This window comes from Agrobacterium vitis (assembly GCF_037039395.1).
GTDB lineage: Bacteria > Pseudomonadota > Alphaproteobacteria > Rhizobiales > Rhizobiaceae > Allorhizobium > Allorhizobium vitis_E.
Map to the genome: position 1 here is coordinate 1,094,240 of NZ_CP146244.1, position 23,184 is coordinate 1,117,423.

Here is a 23,184-nt window from a genome sequence, read left to right on the forward strand (position 1 = left end):
TCTGATGCAATACGAACGGTCGTTTTTAAGGCCGCTCTTATAAGAGGGCCGGACGATCCAGGCTGGTTTACCAGCCTGGAATCATATGTCCCGCCCGCAGGCGCGGATAGTAACGGGAATAGGTTTTCGGTTCCCCTTCCATGTCGTCTTCAATAGCCGTCGGATTGATGTTGTCGAGACAGGCGGCGATATGGTCGGTAATGGCGTTCATCAGCGAGGGTGACATACCGGGGCGTTTCATGATGCCGATCTGCACGGGCGGCAGTGGCGGAAAGCCATCCACCTGGCCCAGTACTTTCATACCGGTTCGCAGCGCCGATTCAGGGAGAACAGAAACGGCCAAGCCAGCCAGCACTGCGGCGGCGACCACGGTCGATGACCAGCTGGTGAACAGGATCTGATAGTCGCGCCCGTCGGCATCGAGCGCCGAACAGGCCAATTGCCGCCAATTGCAATCGCGCCGTCCAACTGCAAGCGGCACAGGCGCATCGTCGCGCAGGGGGTGGTTGGCCGAAGCCACCCAGCAAAGCGGCTCGGTGCGCATCACATCGGATTGTCTGGCCGCCGGGTTATGGGTCACAAGCGCAATGTCCAGCTCGCCCCGGGCCATTTTCTCGGCCAGGTCGGTGGAGGGCTCGCAGACGATGTAAAGCTCGACATTGGGATGGGTCTTGGCAAAACGACCAATAATTTCAGGCATGTAACGGTCGGCATAATCATCCGGTGTGCCGATCCGCAGCGTGCCTTCCAACCGGTTGTCGTCGAAAGCGGCAATTGCCTCGCTGTTCAGCCGGACGATCCGCCGTGCATAGTTCAGCAGTTTTTCGCCTTCCGCGGTCAGCCGGTTGCCACGCCCGTCCTTGATGAACAATTGCTTGCCGATCCGCTCTTCCAGACGGCGCATCTGCATGGAAACAGCTGATTGGGTCTTGAAGACCCGCCCCGCCGCCTTGGTGAAACTGCCGGTGTCGACGATGGCGATGAAGGTTTGCAACTGGTCAGTATCGAGAGGTGCGGACATGGCGGACATTCCATCAGTTGGATTGATGATTACCATTAGAAACATTCACTGGACTGATCAATAGAAATTCGGCAAATCTAGAGCATCGGACCGAAAGCTAAGAACCGGTTTTCGCAAAACTCCGATGCGCAAACAAAAGCTTGGAACATTGTGCCGATTCCGATTGCTGGCACAATGTTCTAAACTGCAAAATGTCAATCGACGCCACGAGTAACCGGCTGATGTTCAGTTGTCGCGGTGTCCTTCAACCCCTTCACGGCGTCCCTCCGGCTTGGTTTTCCAAGCGCGGTCGCCCCTTCTCGTGCCGAATTTGAAAGGACTATCGTCATGCGCACGACCAGACAGATCACCGTAGCGGCTTTTCCTCACGCAGAGGGCGCGGTCATCGCAGCCCTTCGCGCCATTGTCTGGACAGTGAATTCTGTGCTGCGCACGCTCAATAACCGCCGTGCGGCTCTTAAGCTTGCGGATCTCGACGATTACCTTCTGCATGATGTCGGTTTGACCCGAGACTGAACTGGAGGCCGAATTGTCGAAGTCCGGGCCACTTGAAGATCCGTCGGCGAAGCTGGCAGGTCTCGCGCGCGCCAGGATCCGTAAACAGGTGAGCACGCTTTCTGTCGGCTGAAAGATCCCGTTTCCACCCGCCATCCCCGCAGGGCGAAAAGCCAATCGGCCCTGCTTTTGCCCGGCAACAGGTCACTGTTGCCGGGTCTTTTTTCGTGCGCCAACCAGTGTTGGCCTTCCGTCAATGCTTGGAGTGAGTGGCGCCTTCGTCCGATTCAGTGCGAACATCCTTGCCGGGCGCCGTCACATAGGTCTCAAAGATCTGTTCCACACTCTTCTGATAGCTTTTCTGCACGTTCAGACCGCTGTCGAACATGGTGTTGACGATATCCATCATCGATTTTCTGGCTTCGGCTTCCGGGGTCGGCTTTGGTGCCTCGGCTTTGGGGGCTTGCCCCATCGTGCCGCTGACCATGTCCTGCCAGGCCTTGGTGAAGGGATTGCCCAGGAAAGGGTTCGTTTCGGTCTTGGGTGCTGCCTTGGCCGCACTTATGCCCATCATTTGCTGCCAGGCGGCAATAAAGGGATTGTCGAAGGGACCGGGCGATGTCGGTGGTGCTTTCGGTGAAAATCCCGTTGCCTGAAGCCATTCCTGGATCATTCCAGCCATTGGGCCAGCCATCGGGTTATTGGCAAAGGGATTGCTGGCCTGCTGCATCTGTCCAAGGCTCTGCTTGAACAATCCGCCCATGATCGTATCGGCCATAGCTGGCAGCATGCGTTTCAGAATGTCCTGGCCGATGCCGGTGATCTGGGCCGCCTGGGCGGCGACAGCGCGCGACACGTCCTTGGAACCAAACAATTGTTGCAAAACCTGATTGCCGTCGGCAATGCCCTGGGGTGTAAAGGCCTTGCCCATATCCTCGAAATACTGGGCATAATTGCCGGACGATAAGGCGGTAAACAGGCTGGACAGATCATAAGGATTGGCAGCGGTACGCTTGAAACCGGAGGAAAAGGCGGGTGTCAATGCGGCGAGCGCCTGCGCCACCTGTTCCTGAGCAAGCCCGAACTGCTTTGCCATGGCATCCATGGCTGCGCCATTCTGTGCTCTCAGCAGCATATCGAACAGTGGCAACATGTGTATTTGCTCCCCGGCGCGCAGCCTTTTCATACGTTATACCAAGTCTCAAAGATGCTGACGCATCCTCGACTTGAAAAATTGAACATATCTCAAATGCGTCAGAAGCTTGAGATATGTTTAAAAGGAATACGAAGGTCATTTTCAGTGACTCTTCGTATTAATCATGCGTTGGCGGTCGTCCGAATGGTCAGCCTGGGGCTCAAGAACGCTTTGCGCTCGATCACTACAGGTACGGCGTCTTTTCCGCTTGTTTCGCGGCATGATCAGCCGTCGTCACCAGCCGGTTCCCACCAACCGATTCCCAATAATCGAGTCAGGGAGAAAACCATGCAAGGGCCACTATAGCGGGAAACATCCGGCTGCAAATCGTTTTTTTCAGGCACGCACAAGGGTTTGCCAGCGCGTTGCCCGCATCAATATTGATAGGCGGAAAATACAGGCTCCACCTTGCCGTCCCATGGGCCATGATAGAGATCCAGCATGTCCTGCGCCAGCGAACGGCCTCGCTCCACGATACTATCCAGCGGTTGCAGATAGATTGATTCGTCTTGGCCATCCGCATTCAGCCGGGCGCGCGCCACAAGACCAGCCCTCGACAAGGCCAGCAAATCGCGCGTCACATCCAAAACGGGGCGACCCTCTACGGTGGCATCGAAGCCGAGGGCAGGTGCAGCATCGCGAAGTGCGCTAACCGTTGCCATGTCCCAGCCTGAAGTCAGATCGTCGGCCGCTGCCAGCGCGGTGTCGTCATAGAGCAGCCCGACCCAGAAAGCCGAAAGCGCCGTGATATGGCTTTGCGGACCGCCATCGGCCAGCCGCATTTCCAGGAACCGCTTCAGGCGGACATCGGGAAACAGCGTTCCCAGATGATTGGTCCAGTCACCCATCGTCGGCTGCCAGGCGGCGATTTCGCCCTTCAAACCGCCCGCCATGAACTGGCGGAAGGTGATGTGGGTACAGTCGTGATAGCGGCCATCCCGCATGACGAAATACATCGGCACATCAAGGGCCCATTCGACATAATCGATAAAACCGAAATCCGGTTTGAACACGAAGGGCAGCAGGCCGGAACGGTGATTGTCGGTATCGCGCCAGATGTCGCCGCGCCAGGAGAGCAGGCCATTCGGCTTGCCTTCGGTAAAGGGCGAGGCGGCAAACAGTGCCATGGCGACGGATTGCAGCCTGGTGGAAACCCGCATCTTGGTACGCATGTCGGCTTCTGACGAAAAGTCGAGATTGACCTGGATCGTCGAGCTTCGATACATCATGTCCAGCCCCTTCGAGCCGACCTTCGGCATGTAGCGGGTCATGATGTCATAGCGGGATTTCGGCATGCGCGGCGTCTGTTCCAGCGACCAGAGCGGGCTGCCGCCCATGCCCAGAAAGCGGATACCCATCGGCTCGGCGACTTCCCGCAGGATTTCGAGATGCTGGAGTGTTTCGCCCGCCGTTTCATGCAGGGTCTCCAGGGCCGCGCCTGAAAGCTCAAACTGTCCGCCTGGCTCGATGGAAATCGCGCCCTGGCCACTGCCACCGGCCAGGCCAATGATGTTTCCGCCGTCGATGATCGGCTCCCAGCCAAGCCGGGCCTGCATGCCCTTCAGCAGCGCCGAAATGCTGGCTTCGCCAAAATAGGGTACGGGCGAGAGATCGGCGGTGAAGAACCCGAATTTTTCATGCTCGGTGCCGATGCGAAATGTTTCCTTCGGCTTGCACCCCTCAGCCATATAGGCCGCCATGTCCTCAATCGAGGTCAGGGGCGTGTCATCGGTTGTATCGCGAGCCATGAAGCCGACCTTGTTCTGCTACAGGTTTTTATTTTCGCATCGGATGGGACCGAAAACCGGTTTCCACTTTTCGCTCCGATGCGTTACCGAGGGTTGATAGGGCTGAACCCGGCGGCTGCGCAAGCGAATTTTGCGATTTGAACGTTCAACAATATTGAACGAGATATGCCGGGTTGTTTCAAGTTCATTTCCAATCGCCGATGCTGGCCTGAACCACCGCCAGGGCAGCCACGGCGGCGGTGTCGGCGCGCAGAATTCGCGGCCCCAGTGGAATGGCGGTGACAAAGCCCAGACTGCGCAACAGGCTGCGTTCCTCATCGGAAAAGCCACCTTCCGGGCCAACCAGCAATGCCAGTTGCCGTTCCTCGATTGCCGCCAATGCTGGCATGGGATTGTCGGTAGCGCTGTCCTCATCACAGAAAATGATCCGATGGGCGGCAGGCCAGGTTTCCAGCAGATCCTTGAGCTTGACCAGCGGTGCAACCTTTGGAACGGCTAGAATGCCGCATTGTTCGGCTGCCTCGATCACATTGGCCTGCAACCGCTCGATGCTGCCAATCCTGCCCTGAACATGCTGGGTCATCACCGGTTGGAGCGCACCGGCGCCCATTTCCACCGCCTTCTGAACGAGATAATCCATCCGCCCGACTTTCAGCGGCGCAAACAGAAATGTCAGATCGCTCGGGCGGGGCTGCGGGCGGGTTTGGCTTTGCGGGATGAGTGCGATGCGTTTGCGGGTGGGAAAGGCAAGGCTTGCCTTCCATTCGCCATCGCGGCCATTGAAGACCAGCACTTCAGCACCTTCGGTGAGGCGCAGGACATTGGCCAGATAGTTATACTGTTCCGGTGTCGTCGCCACTGGGTTTGCGGCTTCCAGCCCGGCCTCGACATAGAGTCTCTGCATCTTGTAATTTGCCCGCATGCTTATGACCGTCTCACGATTATCGAAAGAGCGCGAACATAACCCTGTAAATCAGCGCTGCAAGCCCTGCGGAGACCGGAAGCGTCACCAACCACGCGCCCATGATGGTGAGGATGTGGGAGCGACGGACCAGTCGACGCCGGTTCACTTCATCGGCATTGGACGGTTTGGGGGCTTTACGCTGCCATTCCGCCGACTTCATCAGCATATAATCTAGCCGCCGTTTTGAATGGCGGTTATACCATTCCCGGAAAAAGCCGAGGCCAAACACCGCGCCGATGGCGATATGGGTGGAACTGACCGGCAGGCCCAGCTTGGAGGCGGTGATAACAGTGATGGCGGACGACAGCGAGACGCAATAGGCTCGCATCGGGTTGAGTTTGGTGATCTTGGTGCCGACAAGGCGGATCAGCCTTGGGCCAAACAGCAGCAGTCCGGTGGAAATGCCGAGCGCCCCAATGGTGACGACCCAAAGCGGCGCGGTCATGCGCGTATGCAGATCATTCGACATGACCGTATGAACAATGGCCGCCAGCGGACCGATGGCGTTTGACACGTCATTGGCGCCATGCGCGAAGGACAGCAGGGCAGCAGCACCGATCAGCGGCATCCGAAACAGTTTGCGCAAGGATTGATTGCGGTTTTCCAGCCCCAATGCCTGCTGGCGCACAATGGGCCTGGCTACAAGCCAGGCAATCGCACCGATCACCAGGCCGAACAGGACGGCTCGATCCGAGATGATCGTGAAGCCCATACCGCTGGTTTTCAGGCTGAGGTAGCAACTGAAGCAACCCGCCATCATTCCGATCAGAATCGGCACCCATCGACGCGCCTGGGCGATCTTGTCAGGGCGGTAAACGATCAGGTCGTAGATCAGAAACAGGATGGCAGCCGCGATCACCCCGCCCAGCACGGGCGAAATCACCCAACCGAGCGTGATGGTGGCGATGGTCTGCCAATTGACGGCAGCGGTGCCCATAGCCGAGGCGGCGGCCCCCATGACGCTGCCGACAATGGAATGGGTCGTGGAGACCGGGGCATTGGCCCAGGTGGCGAGATTGATCCAGAGGGCTGCCGCCAGCAGCGCAGCCATCATGATCCAGATAAAGGTTTGCGGATTTCCAACCAGGGATGGCGCCAGGATACCTGAGGAAATCGTATCGGTGACTTCGCTTCCGGCAATCATTGCCCCGGCAATTTCGAAGAATGCCGCCATCACCAAGGCGCCGGTCATCGTCATGGCCCGGGCGCCCACCGCCGCCCCGACATTGTTGGTCACGTCATTGGCGCCGATATTCAGCGCCATGTAGCCAGCAAGTGCGGCTGCGGCAATGATGATGGCGGAGCCCGTCCGATCTGCTGCAAACCCGAGCGCGAAAACCGCGGCAAAGATCAGGAAGATCAACGCCATGCCATAGGGAGCAGCGCCTCGCGCCACGTGCTGGGCTGCGCGCTCCAGCAGAGTCAGCCGGTCGAGATCCTTGTCCAGCATTGGTCGGGCGTGTTTTGGAGGCTTGCTCATGCTTGGCGTGCTGGTTCTATTATTGGAGGGGCCACACGGGTAAAAACCGATGTCGCACTCGTGGGAGAGGCCCGAAGAGGAAGGACTGATATGCGGCGCACTCTGGTTACTGTGGCCGCACGGTGCTTTAGCGCATAATTGCCTGGGTCGGAATTGATTTAAAATGTGTCAGATAAAAAGTCGAACCCGAATTTTCTGACAGTCTATCCAATAACAGGCACTGGCCAACAGCTCTCTCTTTCTATCGCAGGAAATGTCTTCTCTATCGACAGTACCGCGAAATGCCTATCGGACCAGGTAGGAAGACAATAGCGGCTTGTTGTGACCGTAAGACGTCATTTATCGGCAAATCAGCCCGTTTTTGCGGCATTGCGCTGGCGTGACAGGGAAAGAAGATGAAAAAGCCGTTTTAATTGTGGTTCCTGCACGCGGCTAGCGGCAACGTCGCAGCCCACCCATTCCAATATGCGGGTGCCTTTTTCCGGATAATCGTCAACAAACTCGCGCACTTCCAGCAGGTAGACCTTCACCTCGCACGGGATTTTCAGCCCGTCCGGCATGCCTTTCATATAATGATAAGAGCCGAAACTGGTTTTGGCGATCTTTCCCTTGACGCCAGCCTCCTCGTAAGCCTCACGCTGTGCCACCAGATGCGATTTTTTCGAGCCCATGGGCCAGCCCTTGGGAATGACCCAGCGCCCGGTGTCGCGGCTGGTAATCAACAGCACTTCCAGAAGACCCGCTTCGGTTTCGCGATAGCAAAGCGCGGCAAATTGCTGCTTCGGCGGGCGCCGAAACATCAATTCCAAATCCGACACGATGCGTTGTAAAATAGCCAATGCGTAAATCCGTATTTTTGATTATCTTAATATAATTGATTCCCGCAGAGGTTGGTAGCTGTTTCGTTGAACGGGAAAAAATTCGCGGCAGATAAGCCGAGTCGTTCATCATAGAACTCATGAATGCCTTCATGCAATTGTCATGAGGAGCTGTCTGTCATGCGTCAATCGCAATGCGGCGTCCTCATCCTGGCGTATTAGAACGATTGGGCCTTGCCCGCCTGCCGAAAACCAAAGCGATTCGGTGATTACGCATTAGTGCCGCGAATGGTGGATATTCGCATGGCTGCGAAAATTTGGTTCTAATCGTCTTGTTTGTTGCGCCATGTGGGCGTTTTCTTCGATTACACCAAAAATAATTCCTAAATATGACCTTATTTGCGTTTTTGCCAAAGGTCGCTTCTTTTGCGGTTCATTCAGGCTCCTTATGGTGCGCGCGTTTTGAAAGAGAAGACGATGGCAAAGAAAGCTGCTGCGAAATTCGATCGTGCCGGGCTGGCTTCGCTTGGCGCAGAAAAACTGGCGGAGATCCTGCTGGATGAGGCCAGCGCCAATAAAGCCTTGAAACTGCGCTTGCAAGCAGCGCTTGCCGGGGCAGCGGGATCGACGAAAGTGCTTGCCCGGATCGACAAGCGCCTGGATCAGATCGAAGGCTCGGCCTCCGGCATTACCGCCAACCGCGCGCGAGAACTATCCACCGAGCTGGGCGGTATGATGCGAACCATTGGCGGCGAGCTTGGCGATGATCCGGTTGCCGCAGCCGAGCGCATGGTGCGATTGATGTCCGTGATGTTGGGGATGACGCATCGCTTATACGACCGCAGCGCCAAGCTGGAAAAACTGTCGGAAGAGATTATTGCTGCCGCAGTTTCGATGATTGCGGCTTTGCCAGAGGCAGGTCAGGTCATGCTGGTTCCGGCCCTGGAAAAGGTCCGGGCTGCTGACAAGCACCACGAGCTGGGCGATGTCTTTTCACAAGTGATGGCAGTGCTTGGCACAGCCGCCGCCGATAGCTGGAAGCAATTGCTGGAAGGAGCGCTCAAGAACAATCGTTCGCCACACCACATCCTGCAACTTCTCCAGGATCTCGCCGTGAAGCGGCAGGATTTCGATGAGGTGATCCGGTTGGAAGAGGCGAAGCCGGAACTCTATCAGGATAGTCTTGTCCTCGCGCATCTGCTGTTTGACGCCCAGCGGTTCGAGCAGGCGCTCGAGTGGGTGCGCAGAAAGCCAAAGGGCATGCGTGTCATCCGCATCGGCGGGATGACGGCAGCGGCTGGCCCGGACTATGGCGTGCAGGAGCGTAAACTGCTGGAGGCCGATATTCTCGAGCGCCTCAAACGGCGCGGAGATGCCCAGGATTTGCGCTGGCAGGAGTTTTGCGAGACATTCGAGCCAGACGTGCTGCGGACCTATATTGCCAAGCTGGACGATTTCGCCGAATTCGAGGAGATGGACAAGGCGCTGGATCTGGTGATGAACAGCAAGGATGCCTATAAATCCCTGTGGTTTCTGATCGGCTGGCCAAAGCTCGATCTTGCCGCGCGGCTGGTGATTGACCATGCCCAGGACTGGGACGGTCGCCAATATGAACTGCTTTCCACCGCAGCGGAGAAGCTCTCGGAAGAGCAACCGGAGGCGGCAACGGTGCTTTACCGGGTGCTGGTCAGTGACATTCTCAAGCGCAGTGCGTCACAAGCCTATCACCATGCTGCGTCCTATCTCGTGGCATTGGCCGATCTGGTGCCGCGTGTTTCGGCCATTAACGGCCAATACGATCATGTCAGGTTCATGCAGAGCCTGAGACTAAAGCATGCCAAGAAATATTCGTTCTGGATGCTGCTGCCCGAAGAGCTTCGCTGACAAAGTCTTGAGGTGGCAGCAAATGGCAGACCGGGAGGATGCCGGTCTCCGCACGGTTTTCATTTGAGGAATTGCCTGACGGAGATAAGGTACTGCATCTGAGCGGCGCTTCGGGAGGACTGGATGGCCGATACCATTGAATTTCTAAAGCCCGATGCTGGCATTCTCGATCGGCGTGACCGGATCGTCGCCGAGCTGTCGGCAATCCTGCCGAGGGAAAGGCTGATCCATAAGCCACGAGAGCTGGTGCCTTTCGAAACCGATGGGTTTCTGGCCTATCGCCGCCAGCCGCTCTGTGTCGCCCTGCCCGAAACCACGGCACAGGTGGCTGCCGTGATGCAATACTGTCATCGCCATAAGCTGCCGATCGTGCCACGCGGCGCGGGTACCTCGCTTTCCGGCGGCGCTATCCCCCAGGAGGATGCGGTGGTGATCGGCTTGTCGGCCATGACCCGAATTCTCGACATTGATTTCATGAACCGTACCGCCATTGTTCAGGCCGGCGTGACCAATCTGGCAATTTCCGAGGCGGTCGGGCCACAGGGATTTTTCTACGCGCCCGATCCCAGTTCGCAGCTGGCCTGCACGATTGGCGGCAATATCGGCATGAATTCCGGTGGCGCCCACTGTCTGAAATATGGCGTGACCACCAATAATCTTCTCGGCGTGAAGATGGTGCTGATCGATGGCACGGTGATTGAACTGGGCGGCAAGGCACTCGATAGCAGCGGTTACGATCTGCTTGGCCTGATCTGCGGGTCGGAAGGCCAGCTCGGTATCGTCACCGAGGCGACCGTGCGGCTGCTGGCCAAGCCGGAAGGCGCGCGTCCGGTCTTGTTCGGATTTGACAGTGCCGAGGCCGCTGGCACTTGCGTTGCCGATATTATCGGAGCAGGCATCGTGCCGGTGGCAATGGAATTCATGGACAAGCCCGCCATCGAGATTTGCGAGGCTTTTGCCCATGCCGGTTATCCTATGGATGTCGAGGCGCTGCTGATTATCGAGGTCGAGGGATCGGACGCTGAGATGGAGGCGATGTTGGCCGATATCTGCGAAATCGCCCGCCGCCATGGGGTGAAAACCATCCGTGAAAGCCAGTCGGCGACGGAAGCAGCCCTGATCTGGAAAGGACGCAAATCCGCCTTCGGGGCAACGGGCCGGATTGCCGATTATATCTGCATGGATGGCACGGTGCCGCTCAGTCAATTGGCCTATGTTTTGAAAAAGACCTCCGAAATCATCGACCGTTACGGCCTGCGGGTTGCAAATGTCTTTCATGCTGGCGATGGCAATATGCATCCTCTGATCCTCTACAATATCAACGACCCCGAAGATGCGGCCAAGGCCGAGGCAGCGGGCAATGAAATCCTCAAGCTCTGCGTCGATGCCGGTGGCTGCCTGACCGGCGAGCATGGCGTCGGCATCGAAAAGCGCGACCTGATGCACCATCAGTTTTCCAAGGACGATCTTGCCCAGCAAATGGCGGTCCGTGCCGCGTTTGACCCGGATTGGCTGCTCAACCCCAGCAAAGTCTTTCCGCTGGAGGGCCGTGCGTGAGCAGGGTTCTGGTGCCGCAAACGGAAGACGAGGCTGGGGCGATCATTGCCGAGAGCGCCGCGACGGGCAGGACGCTTGCCATCAAGGGCGGCGGCACGCGCTCAGGCTTCGGCAATCGCCTGGAGACGGATGCGATACTGTCATCCACCGGGCTTTCCGGGATAATTGCCTATAATCCGGCAGAAATGGTGCTGACGGCGAAAGCCGGGACACCGATGGCCGAGATCGAGGCGGCGGTGACTGAGAAGGGCCAGTCGCTGGCCTTCGAGCCACCGGATCATCGCGGTTTGATGGGGACGACAGGGGAACCGACAATTGGTGGCGCCTTCAGCGTCAATGCTTCAGGACCTCGGCGCTTTGTGGCAGGGGCGGCGCGCGATCACCTGCTGGGTGTCCGTTTTGTCAATGGCAAGGGCGAGGCGATCAAAGCAGGCGGGCGGGTGATGAAGAATGTCACCGGGCTCGATCTGGCGAAACTTCTGGCCGGTTCGCACGGCACGCTTGGGTTTTTGACGGAAGTCACCTTCAAGGTTCTGCCGCGTCCGCGCCTGACACAAACCGTTGTGGTTTCAGGTCTTGACGATGCGGCCGCCGCCCATGCCATGGCCGTCGCGCTTGCCATGCCGGTCGAGGTGACGGGTGCCGCCCATCTGCCGGAACTGGTTCGGCCACGCCTGATCGACGGAAATCTGCCGGATGGGCCAGCCACGGTATTGCGGCTGGAAGGGCTGCCCGCCTCAGTTCGCGAGCGAACGGAAAAACTGCTGGCAGTGATGGAACGGCTTGGACCCGCCTCGTTGCTGGATGAGCCGCAAAGCCTTGTTCTTTGGCGTGAAATCCGTGATGTACGCCCCTTTACGGCCATGTTGGCCAAGCCGGTCTGGAAAGTCTCCGTCGCGCCGACCGCAGGCCATCACCTGGTCGCTGGTCTGCGCCTGCATGCGGCGATTGACGCCTTCTACGACTGGCAGGGCGGCCTTGTCTGGATGCAGATGGAGGCGGATACCGATGCAGACCTTGTTCGCGCTGGCATCAAAGCCCTGGGCGGAGGCCACGCGACATTGATGCGCGCCAGTGAAGCACAAAGGGTGTCGGTTGATGCTTTTGAGCCGGAAGAGGCCGCCGTCGCACTGTTGTCGAAGCGGTTGCGGGAGAAATTTGACCCGTCGGGGGTCTTTAGTCCGGGGGGTATCGGGGCAGGTTTGGCCAGTCAGCGAGCAGGAAGCGGTAGATAATGCAGACGAATTTCACGCTGGCCCAACTTGCCGACCCAAAAACCGCAGAAGCCGAGAGCATATTGCGCCGCTGCGTGCATTGCGGCTTCTGTACCGCGACCTGTCCCACCTATGTCACGCTTGGCAATGAGTTGGACAGTCCGCGCGGGCGCATCTATCTGATCAAGGATATGCTGGAAAACGGGCGGGCGGCGGATGAGGAAATCGTCACGCATATCGACCGATGTCTGTCCTGCCTGGCCTGTACGACGACCTGTCCCTCCGGTGTCGATTACATGCATCTAGTCGACCATGCGCGCAACCATATCGAAAATACCTATAAGAGGCCGCTTGCCGACCGGTTGATCCGCACGCTGCTGGCGGCGGTGCTGCCCTATCCGGGGCGTATGCGGGTGGCACTGGCTTTTGCCCGGCTCGGACGGCCTTTTGCACCGCTGATGGAGCGTGTTGCCGCCTTGAAGCCGATGGCCGCGATGTTGCGACTGGCCCCTCAGGATGTGCCTTATCCATCGCCCATCTCACGTCCGGGCTTGCATTCGGCGCGGGGCAATCGCAAAGGCCGGGTGGCGCTGCTGACCGGCTGTGCCCAGTCGGTGCTCGATCCTGGTATCAATGATGCAACTGTTGCGCTTTTGACCCGGCTCGGCATCGAAGTCGTCGTTCCCAAGGGGGAGGGCTGTTGCGGGGCGCTGGTGCATCACATGGGGCGTGAGACGGACGCGCTTGCCGCAGCCCGGCGCAATATCGATGCCTGGATGGCCGAGATCGGATCGGGTGAGACAAGTGGGTTAGATGCCATTGTTATCACCACATCCGGCTGTGGCACCACCATCAAGGATTACGGCCATATGCTGCGCCATGACCCGGTCTATAGCGCCAAGGCTGCCCGGGTTTCAGCGCTTGCGAAGGATGTGAGCGAGTATGTCGCCGGTCTGGATCTGGCGCAGCAGGCGGATAGGGGCGTGACCGTTGCCTATCATTCCGCCTGTTCGCTGCAACATGGCCAGAAGATAACGGCCCTGCCGAAATTACTGCTGAAAACGGCGGGCTTTACGGTCCGCGATCCGGCGGAAGGGCATTTATGCTGCGGCTCGGCCGGAACCTATAATATTCTCCAACCGGAGATTTCGCAGCAATTGAAAGCCCGCAAACTGCGCAACATCCAGGCCGTCAACCCGGATGTCATCGCTGCCGGCAACATCGGCTGCATGACCCAGATCGGTTCGGGAACCGACATCCCTGTCGTCCACACTGTCGAGTTGCTCAACTGGGCGTTTGGCGGAGAAAAACCCCAGAAATTAAAGGATTTATAATCGCAGTATGCAAGGATCGGTTTTTTAGCAACCCTGTTGCTGGGTCCTGTCTGGAGGCCGGGCGATGATAAACCGATTTGTATTGATCCTGAATGAAGCCGTGGTGATTTTGGCCTGCCTGACACCAGGGGCAGAGGCCATGGATCGCTATTATTGCGCGGTGGATGATGGCCAACTGAAATTGTCGATTGAGGCCGCTTTCAAGGAAGAGCCAGGCTGGCCGTTGGGAAACCTTCGCGGCGTCATGGTGTTCAAGCCGGGGCAGGGCGTGTCGGGTGAGGGCAGGACAGTGACCGGCGCGGTTCGGCTCGCCATGGCTGACATGGTGCAATCCAGGCGTAATGATCGGAGCTTTCAGCTCCGCACCTCATCCACCTCGGGCGATGGTGGGCAAATCATGAGTGTCGACATAGTGTTGAACGCCAGCATGCAGGGAGAGGATATCAACCGTTTTGCTGGCAGCTATGCCGTGACCGTGCGCCCCCAAGGCAACACCAATCCCGCTGCCGCAGTGGAGCGGGATGGCGCGTTGAATTGCAAGCGTTTCTGATCAGGCCAGCTTGATCAAGATCGGCCTCACAGCGGGCGCGGAGGAATATTCAGGCCTTTTTGGCTGGCGGGACGGGCTTCGCCGCGAGCTGCCCAATCCATGACGGCAGGATAATTGGTGAGGCCAATGACCTCGGCGGCTTCATAACCAGCGGTAATGCAACGCACCCAGGGCCAGGTGGCGATATCGGCAATGCTGTACTCGTCACCGGCAAGCCACGGGCGGTGAGCAAGTTCTGCTTCGAGCACGGACAGCAAGCGGCGGGTTTCGTCGCGATAACGCTCCATCGGGTAGGAATTGTTGGCGACCTTATCGGCGGCATATTTGTAGAAATGGCCGAACTGGCCAAACATCGGCCCGACGCCGCCCATCTGGAAGAACAGCCATTGCAGGACGCTGTAGCGGCCCGGGCCGTCCTTTGGCAAAAGCCGTCCGGTTTTTTCGGCCAGATAGACCAGAATGGCACCCGATTCGAACACGCCAACCGGTTTGCCGTCCGGCCCATGCGGATCGAGGATGGCCGGGATGCGGCCATTCGGATTGAGTGAAACGAATTCCGGCGATTTCTGCGAATTATCGGAGAAAGTCACCAGATGCGCCTCATAGGGCAGTTCCAGTTCTTCCAGAGCAATCGATACCTTGACGCCATTCGGCGTCGGCAGCGAATAAAGCTGAATGACCTCTGAATTCTGTGCAGGCCAGCGCTGGGTGATCGGGAATGAAGAAAGATCGGTCATGACAATATCCTGATTAAGGCCAAGGGACCGGAGGCGCACACGCATCCTTGCCTTGCTGATCGAGAAAGCTCATTGTTCTCAAATTGTGAACGATACGTCAAATATTGTCCACCTATCTGAAACAGTAGAGATATGGGAAAACGGCTTCACAGTTTTCTAACCAATTTGCGTCCCGCAGTCATCACACTGGAGCCTTCCATGTCAAATACCAATAACGCGATCCTTCTGGTCGCCAGAATTCTTCTCTCCTTCATCTTCATTCTGTCTGGCTTTGGCAAACTGACCGATCCGGCTTCCACGGCGGGTATGATCACCGGCGCCGGACTGCCTGCTGCGACGGCTCTGGCCTATCTGGCCGGTGCCTTCGAACTGATCACCGGTCTTTCCGTCCTCGTTGGCTTTCAGACGAAGATTGTCGGCTGGGCTTTGGCGCTGTTTTGCATCTTCACCGGTGCGGTTTTCCATAGTGGCACGGTTGCCGTTCCCGGCTGGCCGGATGCAGCACTCGGCTGGATCAACACACTGAACGGTATCATGATGATGAAGAACTTCACCCTTGCCGGCGCCTATATCCTGCTGGCAACGGTTGGAGCCGGTGCCTACTCGCTCGACGCCCGTCGCGGTGGCAAATTGGCGATTGCCTGACCGCTTAAAATTTCCGTAGAGCCGTCTGGCTCAGATAAAAAGCTCGCCGGTTGAGAAACCGGCGAGCTTTTTGTTTTTAAACGTCCGGGCTCGATATAGGCTTTGCAGCTATATTCGGGAGCAAGACAAGCCTAACCGCCACGCGGGCTGGAACAAACCTTGGTAAAGGGATTGCAGACGTTGGCTGTGGCTGCTGTCACGGCTTCACCAAATGTCCAGCTTGTCAGAAGTATTGCGAGTACGTTCATAGAAAATCTCATGCTTACCCCCAAGCGTTAATAGAACTAAGTGAATACGAATTTCAATTTCGCCTACAATCATTTACGGTTTTAATTTCTAGAAAATAAAACGATGTTTAAAATGATATCGCTCATCGAAATTCGTATAATAATATAGATACACTTTGGTAATTCTGTCAATTCTATGAGATTTCGTAGGAAGTGATGCTCGATGCTTAGGCGTTGAGCGAATGCGCAGAATGTCGCAAACGAAGCATACCAAAGCCCTTTGGTGGCAAATAATAGTCGCTTAAATTCAAAAAAATGATTTTTTATATTGATAGATATAGTTAATATAATTACGTACCAGAAAAAATATATGGAGCAAAATCGTCAGATTTGGAGATTTATTTGCACCAATCCCTGGAGATATTGAGGCGTTGATACTCATATCGTTTTTTATATTCAAACGTAAAAGCCCGTAGGGCATTTAACCCGTGGGCTTTTACGTTTGCGGAGATAATCTTGCCGCCGGTCGGTGTGATGGCGCGGGCATATGCCCCTGGCAAAATTACAGGGCGGCGCGGACTGCGTCGATGATTCTGGCAATCTGAGTGTTGCCTTCATGCTCTGGTTTGCGGGCGCGCACCAGGCAGGCCTGCGAACGCAGGATGACACCATCACCCAGCACTTTCAGGTGGTTGGCTTTCAGCGTCGAGCCAGTAGAGGTGATGTCGACGATAATGTCGGCCTGGCCAGCGGCGGGTGCGCCTTCGGTAGCGCCCAGGCTTTCGACGATCCGGTAGAGCTGGATACCGTGCTGACGGGAGAAGAACTGCTGGGTCAGGCGCCAGTATTTGGTGGCTATCGCCAGCCTTCGGCCATGGCGGGCGCGAAATTCCTGCGCCACATCGCCAAGATCGGCCATGCTGTCCACATCCAGCCAGATATCCGGTACGGCCACCACCACATCGGCGTGGCCAAAGCCGAGCCGCGCGGCGATTTCCACTCGCTTATCGGCATCCGCCAGCTCTTCGCGGATCAGGTCCTCGCCAGTGACGCCGAAATCAACCGTGCCATTGCCGATCTCGCGGGAAATTTCCGAGGCGGAGAGATAGGCGATCTCGATATCCTGGCCTTCGACCCGGCCGCGATAGGAGCGGTCATTGCCGACAGCGGTAATGGTCAGCCCGGCTCGGGCAAAAATCGCCGAGGCGTCTTCCTTCATCCGGCCCTTGGAGGGCAATCCGATGGTAATTGTCATCAGCGCGCCCTCGCCAGTTCAATACGGTCCAGCCAGAGTGAAAAGCCGACGGCGGGAATGGTGTGTTTTGCACCGAGCAGCGTCAACAGCCGGTCGAACCGACCGCCACCGGCCAGAACGGCGGCTTCGCCGGAAAGCGCCACTTCAAACACCAGACCGGTATAATAATCCAGTGGCCGGCCAAAGGCGGCGCGATACGTAATCCGGGAGAGGTCGACACCAAGGTTGGCAAGTGCGGCGATCCGTGCCTCAAACCCGTCAAGAGCCGCACCCAGCGACAGGCCCGCCGCATCGGCAAAGCCCGCCAGTGCAGCGGCGGCTTCGCTCAGCGGCAATTCCAGCGACAGGAATTCCCGCAGCAGCAACAGGGCGGCGCCATCCAGCCGGGTTTCGGCCAGCGCCCGCTTTTCCTTCAGCCGTGCGGCAATTTCGCGGGGGCTACGGCTGGCATTGGTGGAGTAGCCGGTGTCTTCCATGGTTCGGTCGAGATGGGCAATCAGCCCGGCTTCGTCGCCCGACGATAGCAGCGCTTCCACAGCCGGATCGAGACCATGCGCCGTTTGCGGGCTGGCCAGGGTTTTCAACAATTGATCGAGATGGGTGCTGTCGCCAAAAGCCTGTATCAGCCGTCTTTGCCAGCCGGAGGGCAGGCCCAGTGTCTTTACCACCGCCTCAAACACCGCCTGATCGCCGAGCATTACAGTCAGGGGCCGTCCGGGCAGCAGCTTGTGCAGAATGCCAATCGCATCATTAACGGCGCGGGCATCGGCGCGGGCTGTGGCAGGCTCGCCCAGATCTTCGATACCGGCCTGATAGAATTCATTGCCACCTTCACGACGCTGGCGAAACACTTCGCCCAGATAGGCGTAGCGTTTTGGTGTGCCAGTGGCGTTTTCGATATGGCTGAGGCAGACGGGAATGGTGAATTCCGGTCGCAGACACAGGCTTTCGCCAGTCTCGCTTTCCGTGAGGAAAATCCGGCGGCGCAAATCCTCGCCCGCCATATCCAGAAACGGCTCAGCGGGCTGGATAACCGGTGTATCGACCCTTGCTGCGCCACGCGCGGCAAAATCATCAAGAAGTGCACCGGCGAAATCCGGCATATTGATCAGAGGCATTGACTATCCCGGTCAGTTACGCATGCATTCGGGATAATCCGAACACCACCCTTTGACTGCTATGTCAATGATGGGTCTGGCTATGCTGCCATTTTTTATAGGCCAGCAGGCCACCGGCCAGAACCAGCAGGCCAAGCGGCATGACAGTGTATATCTGCTCAAAACTTGTCACTGTTTCATCTCCAGAATAGAGAACCTCGCCAATATATGTAGCACGATTGCCAGAAAAATCCAGAAGACGAAGCCGAGTAACGGTAATTTATGATCGCCATTGGGCGAAAGGCTGCTGGCGGCTATCGGTGCGGCCACGCCGACCGTAAGGCAGACGGTTGATAGCCGGTCGAACCACGAGGCTTCGAGCTTCTTCATCTCGTTCCATTGGGTGACCGGAATGGGGGCGCTGTCTTGCAAAGCTGTCTCCGTGGTTGCGATTCCAGTCTATCTCAGCTTGAGCGGGCCGTCACCTCGGATGCACCCTTGCTCACAGTCGATCCTCAGTTTGGCGTCCGTCTTTCTGCTGAGGCTGGTGTTGTCTCAGGAATTGTCGCACGCGCTCAAGGGCGTCAGCCGGATCGGACCGGCGGTGGTATTCTTCGAGAATGATCTGTTCGATTTGCTGACGGATGGTGCGGCGTCCCAATTCTTCACTATCGGGCAGGGTGCGGATCTGTGGCAGCAGAGCGCGGCGGGCTTCCTCTAGCCGGGTTTGAAGGTTCGTTGCCGTGTCGAGGATGGTGATGTCGATTATCTCGGCAGATTCTGCCGGGTGCTGTGGCGGTTGGTAAATTGCGGCTTGGGGTGGGTTTCCCGGTCTCTCCCGCCTGTAGCACAGCAGCAGCGCCAAGACGCTGATCGCAAAAACCGGCGGCGTCACGATGACCAGTGCCTTGATCCAATCGGATGAGGATTGCCACGTATCGAAAAGATCGGCCCAGAGGTTGTAATCGGCCATCGTCCATTGCCTCCCACGCTTGAAAACCAAGCGATCGCCAGAGAACGGTCTCTGGCGATCGGGGAGGTAGAAAAGCCGCAAAGAGACGACCGCCCTGGCCTTTAAGCCGAAGCTCTGGACATACGCCAAGGCCTCCCCGACCATAGAAGGATGGAGAGTGGACCATATAGACATAGCCCACCGCCTCAGCCACAAACCTATGGCTGAGGGGTGTCTTTATAACGACCGACACCGGCCGCTCTCTGCGGAGTTTTCTACGCTCCGGGATCGGTGCGTTACAACCGATCCTGAACTGGTTCTAGCGTATAAAGAGTGGAGGGGGAAGGGGGCGTTTGCGGGTGGGGTACCCCCCTCTGGCTTGCCAGCCATCTCCCCCTCAAGGGGGGAGATCGGTATGCCGCAGCCGCCTATTTCCTCTTAAAACGAGTGGTAAGCAGTTTCCTCTTTTCTCAACGCAAAACTCTAATGATAGCCGAGCCATCAACCTCCTTCGATCTCCCCCCTTGAGGGGGAGATGCCCGGCAGGGCAGAGGGGGGTACCCCACCCGGCACCTCGCCTAAGTCTCACCTGAAAGCAAATATCACCGCAGTGTCTCAACCAAGCGAATGATATGAGAGCAGACCTCATCGAGCCGACGTGTAACGTCCTCGTTGGTGACACGAAGGGTTGTCCAGCCAAGCGACGACAGCATCTGATCCCGTCGTACGTCCTTGTGAATCTGGTGGTCCTCGCTATGGGTTGCGCCGTCGATCTCTACGATCAACTTATATTCCGAGCAGGCGAAATCGGCGATATAGCCGTGAATTGGCATTTGCCGACGAAAGCTCAATCCCATCAACCGATGCGCCCGCACCGCGTTCCAGAATTTCAACTCGGCATCGGTCATAGCCTTGCGCATCTGCCGCGCATTTTGCCGATTGCGTACTGGAACATCAAAATGCGGCATCGTTGGTAACCGTGTCATTGCCACGGTAGTCTGGCATGGCGCTGCGGAATTTATAACCGTGAAATTCGGCGGGGTCGGTTGCCCTTCATTGTCCAGAACGGGACCGCTTTGCGCGTGGGGTTACCCCCCTCTAGCTTGCCAGCGTTCGTCATTTGAAACGATTCACTGGATCGTTTCATCGGCTTTGCTGACCACTCCTCACCCCACCTCAAGGGGGGAGATCGAATGAGGTTGGTGCCTCAGTCGTCATTAGCGTTTTGGTTGAGATCAGAATGAACCACTTTGTCCCTCATCACGGCAAAATGACCGGGTGCGGCATACCGATCTCCCCCTTGAGGGGGAGATGCCCGGCAGGGCAGAGGGGGGTACCCCACCCGACAACGTCAAACCAAAACCCTTATTTCGCCCGCGCCCGATCTTCCGCCTGGGCGGCCAAAATCTCTTTCACCTTGGCAACAAGCTCGGCTTCCGGCACGACAATCTGCGCCACGCGGGCTTCGCGCCATTCGGTATTGTCGGTGATTTCGCCCGACAGACGCTTGCCTTCGATCAGGTCCTTGATTTGCACCACGCCCTGTTCGCGCTCATCGCCGCCCTGGATGATGGCGATGGGGGAGCCGCGACGGTCGGCATATTTCAGACTGATTGCCGAATTTCTTCCAATTGCCCTGATACATTTCAGCGCGAATGCCTTCATTGCGAAGCGCCTGGGTAAAGCGCTGATAGCGCCCCATGCTCTCGACATCGCCGTCCATGACAGTGATCAAAACCGGCGCGATCACCTCGTCGGCACCCAGCTTGCCCAGGTTTTTCAAGGCCGTCATCAGGCGAGACACGCCAATGGAAAAGCCTGTGGCCGGAACAGGCTGGCCCATGAAACGCGAGACGAGGCCATCATAACGCCCACCGCCGCCGACTGAACCGAACACGACCTTTTCGCCTTTTTCGTTGGTGACGTCGAAGGTCAGTTCGGCTTCGTAGACGGGGCCTGTGTAGTATTCGAGGCCTCGGACGACGGAGGGGTCGATTTTGATGCGCTTGCGATCATAACCAGCAGATTCAACGATTTCTGCAATAGTTTGCAATTCGGTGATGCCTTGTCTAGCAAGCTCGTTATCGCCAAAATGCGAAAGCAATCCGTCGATAACCCCCTTGTTGCTTTCAACGAACCAACCTGTCGTTTCACCAAAGGGCGATGTCGGCTTCATTACGCCGGCCACTTCTTGCTGTCTTCCGGTTACGTCTTGTAATTGAATGATGCCGGATTGGTAGGCCATATAGACGTCTAGCGTGTCGATTTGAGCTTCGGTCAGACCAACGCCCTTTGTGAAATCACCGCTTTCATCCTTGCGGCCTTCTCCAAGCAGCAACTTCACCCCCTCCGGCCCAAACTTATCCAGCTTATCAATCGCCCGCAGCACATTCAGCCGCCGTGCTGCATTCTCATCGCCACCCAGCCCGATGGCTTCCATCACGCCATCCAGAACCTTGCGATTATTCACCCGGATCACGTAATCGCCGCGCTTGATACCAAGGGCTTCCAGCGTATCCGCCATCATCATGCACATTTCGGCATCGGCCTGCACGCCCGGTGCGCCAACGCTGTCGGCATCGAACTGCATGAACTGGCGGAAACGGCCCGGACCCGGCTTTTCATTGCGGAACACATAGCCGGCGCGGTAGGTGCGGTAGGGCAGTTGGATCTCGTTGAAATTTTCCGCGACATGGCGGGCGAGCGGTGCGGTCAGGTCGTAGCGCAGGCTCATCCATTGCTCATCGTCGTCCTGAAGCGAGAACACGCCTTCGTTGGGGCGGTCGCTATCGGGCAGGAATTTTCCGAGCGCATCGGTATATTCGAACAGTGGCGTCTCAATGGGATCGAAGCCGTAGCGCTCATAGACCTCGCGGATTTTCGCGGTCATCTCGTTGACGGCGCGGATATCATGGGCTTGCCGATCCACGAAACCACGCGGCAGGCGGGCTCTCAGTTTCTGGGGCTTTTTGGTCTTTTCGCTCATGATCGGCACCGAATGCTAGGGGAGTGTGTGTTGCGGCTGTCTTACAATCTATACAATAATCGCCGCTAGCCGTCTGCAAATGGCAATTTCTGCGCTTCCGGTACTCACGTACGTTAAGTACGCTCCGTTCCGGTTCTCGAAATCACCATTTTCGCCAGGCCAGCAGCAATTCTTGAACAGACTGTTAGTGGATGACGCCTTGAGCGGCAAGGCCGAAGGCTGGTTTCAACCCGATGCCGATGCTATAGGCCGGGAATGATCCTTGAAGCGCTGAATTACGCGGCAACATGGTGGGTGACGTCGAAAACGCATCGGCCTTTTATCCGCTATTCCATCAATCTCTGGTCGCGCGCCCGCCGCTGCGCCAGCGATTGGGCCGAGCATGAGCGCAATTGCAAACGGGCGGTTCTGCATGCGGCACAGCCGGTCATGCCACGCCGCACGGTTGTCGTGCTTGGCTCCGGCCTGCTGCGCGATGTGCCAGTTGTCGAGATGTCGCGGGCCTTCGATACGGTCGTGTTGGTGGATCTGGTGCATGTCGCCAGCGTCCGGGCCTGGGTGGCGATGAAGGGGCTGAAGAACGTCCGTTTTATCGAGCGTGATCTCTCCGGCTACGATGCTTTAAAACAGGGGCAGGTGCCGGAGCCGCTGGATTTCCTGCGCCGCGTTCCATGGCTCGATCTGGTGGTCTCGGCCAATCTGCTTTCCCAGATCGGCATGGGCGCCAAAAAGCGGCTGGCCGGGGAGACGGCTGGGGTGATGCCTGGGGATAGCGTGGCCCGGCTGATCCGCGCCCATCTCGACGGGTTGACGCAAGTGCCCGCCCGCACCTGCCTGCTGACGGATATTTCTTTCTCCGTCATCGACCGAAATGGGGTTTTGCGTGAGGAAACCGATCTTCTAGCGGGCATGTCGCCGCCTGAAGCAGAGCAGGGCTGGGATTGGCCGGTTGCGCCGCTGGGTGAAGAGAGCAAGGACTACCGGATTCTCCACAAGGTCATATATGCTTCCTCAGGTTGATTCGA

The 23,184-nt window shown here is 57.4% G+C and carries 20 protein-coding genes and 1 pseudogene; 8 read left to right on the top strand and 13 right to left on the bottom strand.

Annotated features, from left to right (window positions below; translation table 11 throughout):
- Positions 1-67 precede the first annotated feature (67 nt).
- A complete protein-coding gene (locus V6582_RS26055) occupies positions 68-1,021 on the bottom strand; it encodes a LysR substrate-binding domain-containing protein (RefSeq protein ID WP_070165757.1) in 954 nt (317 codons plus the stop codon).
- Positions 1,022-1,348: 327 nt separating this feature from the next.
- On the opposite strand from V6582_RS26055, the gene V6582_RS26060 reads away from it, so the two are divergent.
- A complete protein-coding gene (locus tag V6582_RS26060) occupies positions 1,349-1,537 on the top strand; it encodes a DUF1127 domain-containing protein (RefSeq protein WP_349508992.1) in 189 nt (62 codons plus the stop codon).
- A gap of 232 nt (positions 1,538-1,769) precedes the next feature.
- Here V6582_RS26060 and V6582_RS26065 read toward each other — a convergent pair whose 3' ends face one another.
- The 5 genes from V6582_RS26065 to V6582_RS26085 all read right to left on the bottom strand — a co-directional run bounded on the left by V6582_RS26065 (position 1,770) and on the right by V6582_RS26085 (position 7,703).
- Positions 1,770-2,669 carry a DUF937 domain-containing protein gene (locus V6582_RS26065; RefSeq protein ID WP_156632774.1) on the bottom strand — a complete coding sequence of 300 codons (900 nt, stop codon included), beginning with the start codon at positions 2,667-2,669 and terminating at the stop codon, positions 1,770-1,772.
- Between the two features lie 416 nt (positions 2,670-3,085).
- Positions 3,086-4,459 carry a glutamate--cysteine ligase gene (locus tag V6582_RS26070; protein WP_156632775.1) on the bottom strand — a complete coding sequence of 458 codons (1,374 nt, stop codon included), beginning with the start codon at positions 4,457-4,459 and terminating at the stop codon, positions 3,086-3,088.
- Between the two features lie 184 nt (positions 4,460-4,643).
- On the bottom strand, positions 4,644-5,381 hold the full coding sequence (locus V6582_RS26075; protein WP_156632776.1) for a 16S rRNA (uracil(1498)-N(3))-methyltransferase: 738 nt from the start codon (positions 5,379-5,381) through the stop codon (positions 4,644-4,646).
- A gap of 19 nt (positions 5,382-5,400) precedes the next feature.
- The gene (locus V6582_RS26080) at positions 5,401-6,903 is read right to left on the bottom strand and encodes an inorganic phosphate transporter (protein WP_156632777.1); all 1,503 of its coding nucleotides are present in this window, start codon (positions 6,901-6,903) and stop codon (positions 5,401-5,403) included.
- Between the two features lie 350 nt (positions 6,904-7,253).
- Positions 7,254-7,703 carry an NUDIX hydrolase gene (locus tag V6582_RS26085; protein ID WP_337739316.1) on the bottom strand — a complete coding sequence of 150 codons (450 nt, stop codon included), beginning with the start codon at positions 7,701-7,703 and terminating at the stop codon, positions 7,254-7,256.
- Between the two features lie 495 nt (positions 7,704-8,198).
- Here V6582_RS26085 and V6582_RS26090 point away from each other — a divergent pair, with 495 nt between their 5' ends.
- From V6582_RS26090 to V6582_RS26110, 5 genes are all read left to right on the top strand, one after another.
- Positions 8,199-9,605, top strand: coding sequence for a DUF6880 family protein (locus tag V6582_RS26090; protein WP_156632779.1), 1,407 nt, complete (start codon positions 8,199-8,201; stop codon positions 9,603-9,605).
- A 123-nt stretch (positions 9,606-9,728) separates the two neighbouring features.
- Positions 9,729-11,162, top strand: coding sequence for an FAD-linked oxidase C-terminal domain-containing protein (locus tag V6582_RS26095; RefSeq protein WP_156632780.1), 1,434 nt, complete (start codon positions 9,729-9,731; stop codon positions 11,160-11,162).
- Positions 11,159-12,397, top strand: coding sequence for an FAD-binding protein (locus V6582_RS26100; RefSeq protein ID WP_337739317.1), 1,239 nt, complete (start codon positions 11,159-11,161; stop codon positions 12,395-12,397). The genes V6582_RS26095 and V6582_RS26100 overlap by 4 nt, the downstream gene beginning before the upstream one ends.
- Positions 12,397-13,710: a glycolate oxidase subunit GlcF gene (glcF, locus tag V6582_RS26105; protein ID WP_156632781.1), complete on the top strand. Its 1,314-nt coding sequence runs from the start codon at positions 12,397-12,399 to the stop codon at positions 13,708-13,710. Before V6582_RS26100 ends, glcF begins: the two co-directional genes overlap by 1 nt.
- A 64-nt stretch (positions 13,711-13,774) precedes the next feature.
- A complete protein-coding gene (locus V6582_RS26110; protein WP_156632782.1) occupies positions 13,775-14,260 on the top strand; it encodes a hypothetical protein in 486 nt (161 codons plus the stop codon).
- Positions 14,261-14,286: 26 nt separating this feature from the next.
- On the opposite strand, the gene V6582_RS26115 is transcribed toward V6582_RS26110, so the two are convergent.
- A complete protein-coding gene (locus V6582_RS26115; RefSeq protein ID WP_156632783.1) occupies positions 14,287-14,997 on the bottom strand; it encodes a glutathione binding-like protein in 711 nt (236 codons plus the stop codon).
- 198 nt (positions 14,998-15,195) lie between these two features.
- On the opposite strand from V6582_RS26115, the gene V6582_RS26120 reads away from it, so the two are divergent.
- Positions 15,196-15,642 carry a DoxX family protein gene (locus tag V6582_RS26120; RefSeq protein WP_156632784.1) on the top strand — a complete coding sequence of 149 codons (447 nt, stop codon included), beginning with the start codon at positions 15,196-15,198 and terminating at the stop codon, positions 15,640-15,642.
- A gap of 789 nt (positions 15,643-16,431) precedes the next feature.
- On the opposite strand, the gene hisG is transcribed toward V6582_RS26120, so the two are convergent.
- The 6 genes and pseudogenes from hisG to hisS all read right to left on the bottom strand — a co-directional run bounded on the left by hisG (position 16,432) and on the right by hisS (position 22,159).
- Positions 16,432-17,124 carry an ATP phosphoribosyltransferase gene (gene hisG / locus V6582_RS26125; RefSeq protein ID WP_156632785.1) on the bottom strand — a complete coding sequence of 231 codons (693 nt, stop codon included), beginning with the start codon at positions 17,122-17,124 and terminating at the stop codon, positions 16,432-16,434.
- The gene (locus V6582_RS26130) at positions 17,124-18,242 is read right to left on the bottom strand and encodes an ATP phosphoribosyltransferase regulatory subunit (RefSeq protein ID WP_156632786.1); all 1,119 of its coding nucleotides are present in this window, start codon (positions 18,240-18,242) and stop codon (positions 17,124-17,126) included. The genes hisG and V6582_RS26130 overlap by 1 nt, the downstream gene beginning before the upstream one ends.
- 168 nt (positions 18,243-18,410) lie before the next feature.
- Entirely contained in the window at positions 18,411-18,653 is a 243-nt protein-coding gene (locus V6582_RS26135) for a hypothetical protein (protein WP_060717554.1), read from the bottom strand.
- 70 nt (positions 18,654-18,723) lie between these two features.
- The gene (locus tag V6582_RS26140) at positions 18,724-19,194 is read right to left on the bottom strand and encodes a protein kinase (protein WP_156632787.1); all 471 of its coding nucleotides are present in this window, start codon (positions 19,192-19,194) and stop codon (positions 18,724-18,726) included.
- Between the two features lie 581 nt (positions 19,195-19,775).
- On the bottom strand, positions 19,776-20,141 hold the full coding sequence (locus V6582_RS26145; protein ID WP_156632788.1) for an endonuclease domain-containing protein: 366 nt from the start codon (positions 20,139-20,141) through the stop codon (positions 19,776-19,778).
- Between the two features lie 397 nt (positions 20,142-20,538).
- Positions 20,539-22,159 (bottom strand): annotated as a pseudogene (gene hisS, locus V6582_RS26155) (histidine--tRNA ligase).
- Between the two features lie 255 nt (positions 22,160-22,414).
- On the opposite strand from hisS, the gene V6582_RS26160 reads away from it, so the two are divergent.
- A complete protein-coding gene (locus V6582_RS26160) occupies positions 22,415-23,179 on the top strand; it encodes a hypothetical protein (RefSeq protein ID WP_156632790.1) in 765 nt (254 codons plus the stop codon).
- Positions 23,180-23,184: the final 5 nt, after the last annotated feature.

Coding starts and splice junctions, on each gene's coding strand:
- V6582_RS26055 (WP_070165757.1), bottom strand. CDS start 1,021: ATGTCCGCACCTCTCGATACTGACCAGTTGCAAACCTTCATCGCCATC.
- V6582_RS26060 (WP_349508992.1), top strand. CDS start 1,349: ATGCGCACGACCAGACAGATCACCGTAGCGGCTTTTCCTCACGCAGAG.
- V6582_RS26065 (WP_156632774.1), bottom strand. CDS start 2,669: ATGTTGCCACTGTTCGATATGCTGCTGAGAGCACAGAATGGCGCAGCC.
- V6582_RS26070 (WP_156632775.1), bottom strand. CDS start 4,459: ATGGCTCGCGATACAACCGATGACACGCCCCTGACCTCGATTGAGGAC.
- V6582_RS26075 (WP_156632776.1), bottom strand. CDS start 5,381: ATGCGGGCAAATTACAAGATGCAGAGACTCTATGTCGAGGCCGGGCTG.
- V6582_RS26080 (WP_156632777.1), bottom strand. CDS start 6,903: ATGAGCAAGCCTCCAAAACACGCCCGACCAATGCTGGACAAGGATCTC.
- V6582_RS26085 (WP_337739316.1), bottom strand. CDS start 7,703: ATGTTTCGGCGCCCGCCGAAGCAGCAATTTGCCGCGCTTTGCTATCGC.
- V6582_RS26090 (WP_156632779.1), top strand. CDS start 8,199: ATGGCAAAGAAAGCTGCTGCGAAATTCGATCGTGCCGGGCTGGCTTCG.
- V6582_RS26095 (WP_156632780.1), top strand. CDS start 9,729: ATGGCCGATACCATTGAATTTCTAAAGCCCGATGCTGGCATTCTCGAT.
- glcF (WP_156632781.1), top strand. CDS start 12,397: ATGCAGACGAATTTCACGCTGGCCCAACTTGCCGACCCAAAAACCGCA.
- V6582_RS26110 (WP_156632782.1), top strand. CDS start 13,775: ATGATAAACCGATTTGTATTGATCCTGAATGAAGCCGTGGTGATTTTG.
- V6582_RS26115 (WP_156632783.1), bottom strand. CDS start 14,997: ATGACCGATCTTTCTTCATTCCCGATCACCCAGCGCTGGCCTGCACAG.
- V6582_RS26120 (WP_156632784.1), top strand. CDS start 15,196: ATGTCAAATACCAATAACGCGATCCTTCTGGTCGCCAGAATTCTTCTC.
- hisG (WP_156632785.1), bottom strand. CDS start 17,124: ATGACAATTACCATCGGATTGCCCTCCAAGGGCCGGATGAAGGAAGAC.
- V6582_RS26130 (WP_156632786.1), bottom strand. CDS start 18,242: ATGCCTCTGATCAATATGCCGGATTTCGCCGGTGCACTTCTTGATGAT.
- V6582_RS26140 (WP_156632787.1), bottom strand. CDS start 19,194: ATGGCCGATTACAACCTCTGGGCCGATCTTTTCGATACGTGGCAATCC.
- V6582_RS26145 (WP_156632788.1), bottom strand. CDS start 20,141: ATGCCGCATTTTGATGTTCCAGTACGCAATCGGCAAAATGCGCGGCAG.
- V6582_RS26160 (WP_156632790.1), top strand. CDS start 22,415: ATGATCCTTGAAGCGCTGAATTACGCGGCAACATGGTGGGTGACGTCG.